The sequence below is a fragment of the Flavobacterium sp. genome (assembly GCF_044373165.1).
Lineage (GTDB): Bacteria > Bacteroidota > Bacteroidia > Flavobacteriales > Flavobacteriaceae > Flavobacterium.
In genome coordinates, this window is record NZ_JBILQL010000114.1 from 1 (window position 1) to 5,409 (window position 5,409).

Consider the following 5,409-nt stretch of genomic DNA (forward strand, 5'->3'; position numbering starts at 1 on the left):
TTTAACTTTTTTTAACTAAATAGTTCGGCAAAACTAACTATTTTTGTATAGTCCAACAATAAAAATGCTATAGATATGAAAACTTATTATTTATTCAGCAGAAGATTGCCCTTCTTTTCCGTTTTGGGAATACTGACAATTATGGCTGCCTCTTGTGGTTCTTACCAAAACAGTTCTTATTATGATGATGGTGTTTACGGGAATTCCGAAAACAAAAAAACCGAAAATGCTGCTGTAGACAATTCGGAAAGTAACAAATACAAAGAATATTTCAGCAATCTCAACAAAGAATCTGAAATATTTACTGATGTGGACAACTATAGCAATGTTAGCAATGACTCTGTCAGCAATGGACAGGTTTATGACAGAAGCAATGCCGGATGGGGTAATAATGACCAACCTATAACTGTAAATGTATACGACAATAATTGGGGCTGGGGATATTGGAATAACTTTTGGTACGGCAATTATTGGGGTTGGAATAACTGGTATGGCCCCGGTTGGGGTTGGGGTTGGAACAATTGGTATGGCCCGGGTTGGAATATAGGTTGGAATGCCGGTTGGGGCTGGGGTTGGAACAATTGGAATAATTGGTATGGTCCCGGTTGGGGTTTCAACGGTTACAACAATTGGGGTAATTACTATCATGGTGGAAGACGTGGAACCGCCTATAATTCAAATTACGGTAATCGTTTAAGCAGTTCAAGATATGCTAACAACAGGGCTCAAACTAGTGGCGTTAGAAGCAGTCGTAATTTTACATCACCAAGAAATGGCAATTTTAACAGCCGACCTAATGCAGCTCCTGTTCGTAGCAATACTAATAGTTCTCCTACTCGATCTAACAATAGTTCAACCTCACAACCTCGCTCTAACGTTAGGTCAGAATCTTCGCCATCTCGTTCTTATACACCGAGTTCAAGCTATGGTGGTGGTCGTTCTTCCGGAGGCGGAAGTTACGGAGGCGGAAGTTACGGAGGTGGAAGATCTTCCGGAGGCGGCAGAAGATAATAACAACCTACGCCTATGCTCTTAGTAATACTTGCATAGGCTTTTTTTTGACCATAAATTAAGCACTATGAAAAAGTACCTTTTATTACTATTTGCAGGAATATCATTTTCCTCATTACAAGCACAAGAAACCTCTCCTGATGATGCCATTCGCTTGGCGGTTGACAATCTAACAGGAACTGCACGATTCAGATCGATGGGTGGTGCATTCGGATCATTAGGAGGAGATTTATCTGCTATAAATATTAATCCGGCCGGTTCTGTTTTTTTCAATAACAATTATGCGACTATTACGGGTTCTGTTTACAATGCCAAAAACATATCTCGTTACTTTGGTACTTCAACCAATGATAATGACAATACATTAGACATTAACCAAGCGGGCGTTGTATTTATTTTTAAAGAAAGCGGAAACAGTAAAAACGGTTGGAATAAAATTGCAGTTGGAATCAATTATGAAAATGCCAACAATTTAAACAATAGCGTTTTCACTGCCGGAACCAATCCTTACAATTCTATTGGTAATTATTTTGTAAACATTGCTCAAGGCATCCCTACAAGCACTTTAACAGATTTTAATTATTCTCAGCTAAATTTCTACGAACAACAAGCCTATTTGGGGTATGACACTTATATTTTCGAACCTACCAACAATACCGCTAGTAACACTTCGTATTTTACCAACATACCTACCGGAGGTAATTACTATCACGAAAATCAAGTTTTAACAACAGGTTTCAACGGTAAATTGACAGGGAATTTTTCTGCGGCTTATAAAGACAAGATTTTTATTGGTGGAAACTTAAATTATCACTTTGTAAATATCGATAAAACATTTTCTGTTTATGAAAGCAACAACAATCCTGTTTACGATAGCGGTTCAACCATTTCAGAAATTCTTTTTGAAAACAGATTGTGGACAACCGGTTACGGATTTTCATTCAATTTAGGTGCAATTGTTAAACCCATCGAAAGTATGAGAGTTGGTTTAGCTTATGAATCGCCAACTTGGTTCCGTTTAACCGATGAATTGCAACAAGGTGTGAGTACACGTAGTTTGAACAATCAAGATGGAATTGAATTTCCTTTCTCTTATCAAAACCCCGTAGTTTATTTGCCTTACACGATACAAACACCCGGGAAATGGACCGGTAGTTTATCTTATATTTTTGGAAAGAAAGGACTAATCAGTGCAGATGTCTCTACTAAAAATTACAGCGCTTTGCGTTTCAAACCTCAAAACGATCCGGGTTATATAGGACTAAATAATTTCATGAGTAATGCGCTGGATAATGCCATTGAATTGAGAATCGGAGGAGAATATCGAATTAAACAAGTAAGTTTAAGAGCGGGTTACCGTTTTGAAGAAAGTCCATATAAAACAGATCAAATCTTTGGTGATTTAACAGGATATAGCGGTGGAATCGGATATAATTTTGGTGAAAACCGAATTGACTTAGCCTATGCTTACGACCATAGAAACAGAAATCTGGCTTTACTTTCTTCCGGAATGACAGATCCTGCAAGAATTAGCAGATACAACAACACCATAACATTTAGTTATTCGGTAAACTTCTAATCGTAAAAATAAAGAACTAAGGCCGTCCCTAACAGGATGGGTTTTTTATTTATTCTCCTCAAACTAATTAGAAATAAAAGCTTAATTTTGCACGCTTTCCCAATAAATCGGAATTAAATCTATGAGAACTAAGTCTTTAAAGAAAAATAAAATAAATGTTATAACGCTCGGTTGTTCTAAAAACACTTATGACAGCGAAGTCTTGATGGGACAACTAAAAGCCAATGGCAAAGAGGTTGTTCATGAGCAAGAAGGTAATATCGTAGTAATTAATACTTGCGGATTTATTGATAATGCTAAAGCAGAATCTGTAAACACCATACTCGAATATGCTGACAAAAAAGAAAAAGGTTTAGTTGATAAAGTTTTTGTGACCGGTTGTCTTTCTGAAAGATACCGTCCGGATTTAGAGAAAGAAATTCCTAATGTTGACCAATATTTTGGGACTACCGAACTACCATTATTATTGAAAGCTTTAGGCGCCGATTATAAGCACGAGCTTTTGGGAGAACGCTTAACTACCACGCCAAAAAATTATGCCTATTTAAAAATTGCCGAAGGATGTGATCGCCCTTGCAGTTTTTGCGCCATTCCGATTATGCGTGGCAAACACGTTTCTCAATCCATTGAAAAATTGGTTAAAGAAGCTGAAGGTTTGACTAGAAATGGCGTGAAAGAATTGATTCTTATTGCCCAAGACCTAACTTACTACGGATTAGATTTGTACAAAAAAAGAAATCTGGCAGAATTATTAGAAAACTTGGCCAAAGTGGAAGGTATTGAATGGATTCGTTTACACTACGCCTTTCCAACCGGCTTTCCGATGGATGTTTTAGAGTTGATGAAAAACGAACCTAAAATTTGCAACTACATCGACATTCCGTTACAACATATTTCAGATCCTATTTTGAAATCGATGCGACGTGGAACTACTAAAGCAAAAACTACCCAACTTTTAAAAGATTTTCGTGCAGCGGTGCCGGGAATGGCTATTCGCACTACTCTAATTGTAGGTTATCCGGGAGAAACGCAAGAAGATTTTGAAACCATGAGAGATTGGGTTCAGGAAATGAAATTTGAAAGATTAGGATGCTTCACTTATTCACACGAAGAAAATACTCACGCCTATCAATTGGAAGACAATGTCCCTGAAGAAGTGAAACAAGCTCGTGCAGCAGAAATCATGGACCTACAGTCGCAAATCTCATGGGATTTAAACCAGGAGAAAATCGGACAAACTTTTAAATGTATTATCGATCGAAAAGAAGGCCAGTATTTTGTGGGAAGAACTGAATTTGACAGTCCGGATGTAGACAATGAAGTTTTAATCGATGCTTCAAAGTTCTATTTAAAAACAGGAGCATTTGCCAACATCAAAATCATTGATGCTACAGAGTTTGATTTGTATGGTGAGCCGGCTTAATAGCTAAAACTCAATGTAGCGACCCAAAAATCTTTTCCGAAAATCTCCGTGTTTTTTGACGCTCCGTTGTGGGTATAAGTTAAAGACAAAGGCATTGCAATTCCATTTCCTAAAGAGAACTCTTTGGTGGCTCCAATACCCAAGTTCACCCAAGAAATTTTATCGTAATCAGCATAAGTGTAATACTCGGCTTTGTTATTGAATACGGCACCTACAACCGGATTTACTTCTATATTTTGAAATGACTTTAGCGTGGAATTTTCAAACAATGTCAAAGTATAGCCTAGTTCAAAATAGGTTGTAAAATTCTGTTTAGGATTGGCTCCGTTGCGGTCATATCTAAAATCATTTCCTGCCACCAAAGTACTGATAGTAGCATTAAAAGGGTATTTGTAACCTTCAGAAAAGTCGAAATACAAAGTAGCATCTACAGTTTTCGAACCATCATTTCCGTAGTTGAAATAACCATTATCTACTCCTTCTACTCTGCTGACTGATGGCCAATAGTAATCCCACAATTGGAATTGCAAAAAATCGGTCAACTGATAATACAAATAGAAATCTATTTCCTGATATCCTTTGTAAGCCGAAACACCATCCGGATAAAAATAATCACTTTTAAAATTGGTGGTGGCCCAAAAACCGAGAGTTAGTTTAGAAGTTACAGCATATTCAATTGTAGGTTGTACCGCTACATAATCTCCTCCCCAACATTGTCCTCTCCAAAGATACCTGCTGGTCACATCCAAATTGAGGTATAGCTTTTTTTCCGGTATCGTACTTATCGTATCTAACTCATTTTCTTGTGAGAAAGCTTGTCCGAAAAACAGAACAAATAAAACTATGATTGTATTTTCTCTAAATTTCATCGCCTTTGTTATCTAAATATTGCTCCAATAATTCAAACAAACGTTCTCTGTTCAAAGGTTTGGTGATATAATCGGTAAAACCAGCAAACTCAATCTTGGCTTTGTCCTCGGAGGAAGAATAAGCGGTTTGTGCAATAATTGGTAAATTTGGTCGAATAGGCTGAATTTGTTCAATCGCTTCAAAACCATCCATAATCGGCATCTTGATATCCATCAAAACCAAATCAATACTCGGATTATTCAAACAAATCTCTACCGCCATTTGACCATTAACAGCTCTGATAATGTCATAATTCTTATGCTGCATCATTTTTTGAAAAAGCAAGTAATTGATGTTGTCATCTTCAGCAATTAAAATAACCCTGCGCTATGTTTTAACAGTTTCTTCATTGTTAACCGAACGAACGGTTATATGTTCAACTTTAGCATATTGCAATGGTATTGAAAAATAAAAAGTCGATCCTTCTCCTACTTTTGAAGTCAATGTAATACTGCCGCCAAGCAATTCTACATAGGCTTTTGAAATG

Annotated in this window: 5 protein-coding genes; 3 read left to right on the plus strand and 2 right to left on the minus strand. The window is 37.0% G+C overall.

The features are described from left to right. Window positions 1-75: 75 nt before the first annotated feature. The 3 genes from ACIQ32_RS11155 (at window position 76) to rimO (ending at window position 4,013) form a co-directional block, all read left to right on the plus strand. A complete protein-coding gene (locus ACIQ32_RS11155; RefSeq protein WP_396195766.1) occupies window positions 76-1,011 on the plus strand; it encodes a hypothetical protein in 936 nt (311 codons plus the stop codon). Window positions 1,012-1,078: 67 nt separating this feature from the next. Next, complete coding sequence (locus ACIQ32_RS11160; RefSeq protein ID WP_396195767.1) at window positions 1,079-2,590, plus strand: OmpP1/FadL family transporter; 1,512 nt, start codon at window positions 1,079-1,081, stop codon at window positions 2,588-2,590. Window positions 2,591-2,711: 121 nt separating this feature from the next. Beyond that, window positions 2,712-4,013: a 30S ribosomal protein S12 methylthiotransferase RimO gene (gene rimO / locus ACIQ32_RS11165; RefSeq protein ID WP_396195768.1), complete on the plus strand. Its 1,302-nt coding sequence runs from the start codon at window positions 2,712-2,714 to the stop codon at window positions 4,011-4,013. Here the strand turns inward: rimO and ACIQ32_RS11170 are convergent. Both ACIQ32_RS11170 and ACIQ32_RS11175 read right to left on the minus strand, forming a co-directional pair. Then, window positions 4,010-4,882, minus strand: a complete 873-nt coding sequence (locus ACIQ32_RS11170) for a hypothetical protein (RefSeq protein WP_396195769.1) — start codon at window positions 4,880-4,882, stop codon at window positions 4,010-4,012. The genes rimO and ACIQ32_RS11170 overlap by 4 nt on opposite strands. Continuing rightward, window positions 4,872-5,240, minus strand: coding sequence for a response regulator (locus ACIQ32_RS11175; RefSeq protein ID WP_396195770.1), 369 nt, complete (start codon window positions 5,238-5,240; stop codon window positions 4,872-4,874). The genes ACIQ32_RS11170 and ACIQ32_RS11175 overlap by 11 nt, the downstream gene beginning before the upstream one ends. Window positions 5,241-5,409: the final 169 nt, after the last annotated feature.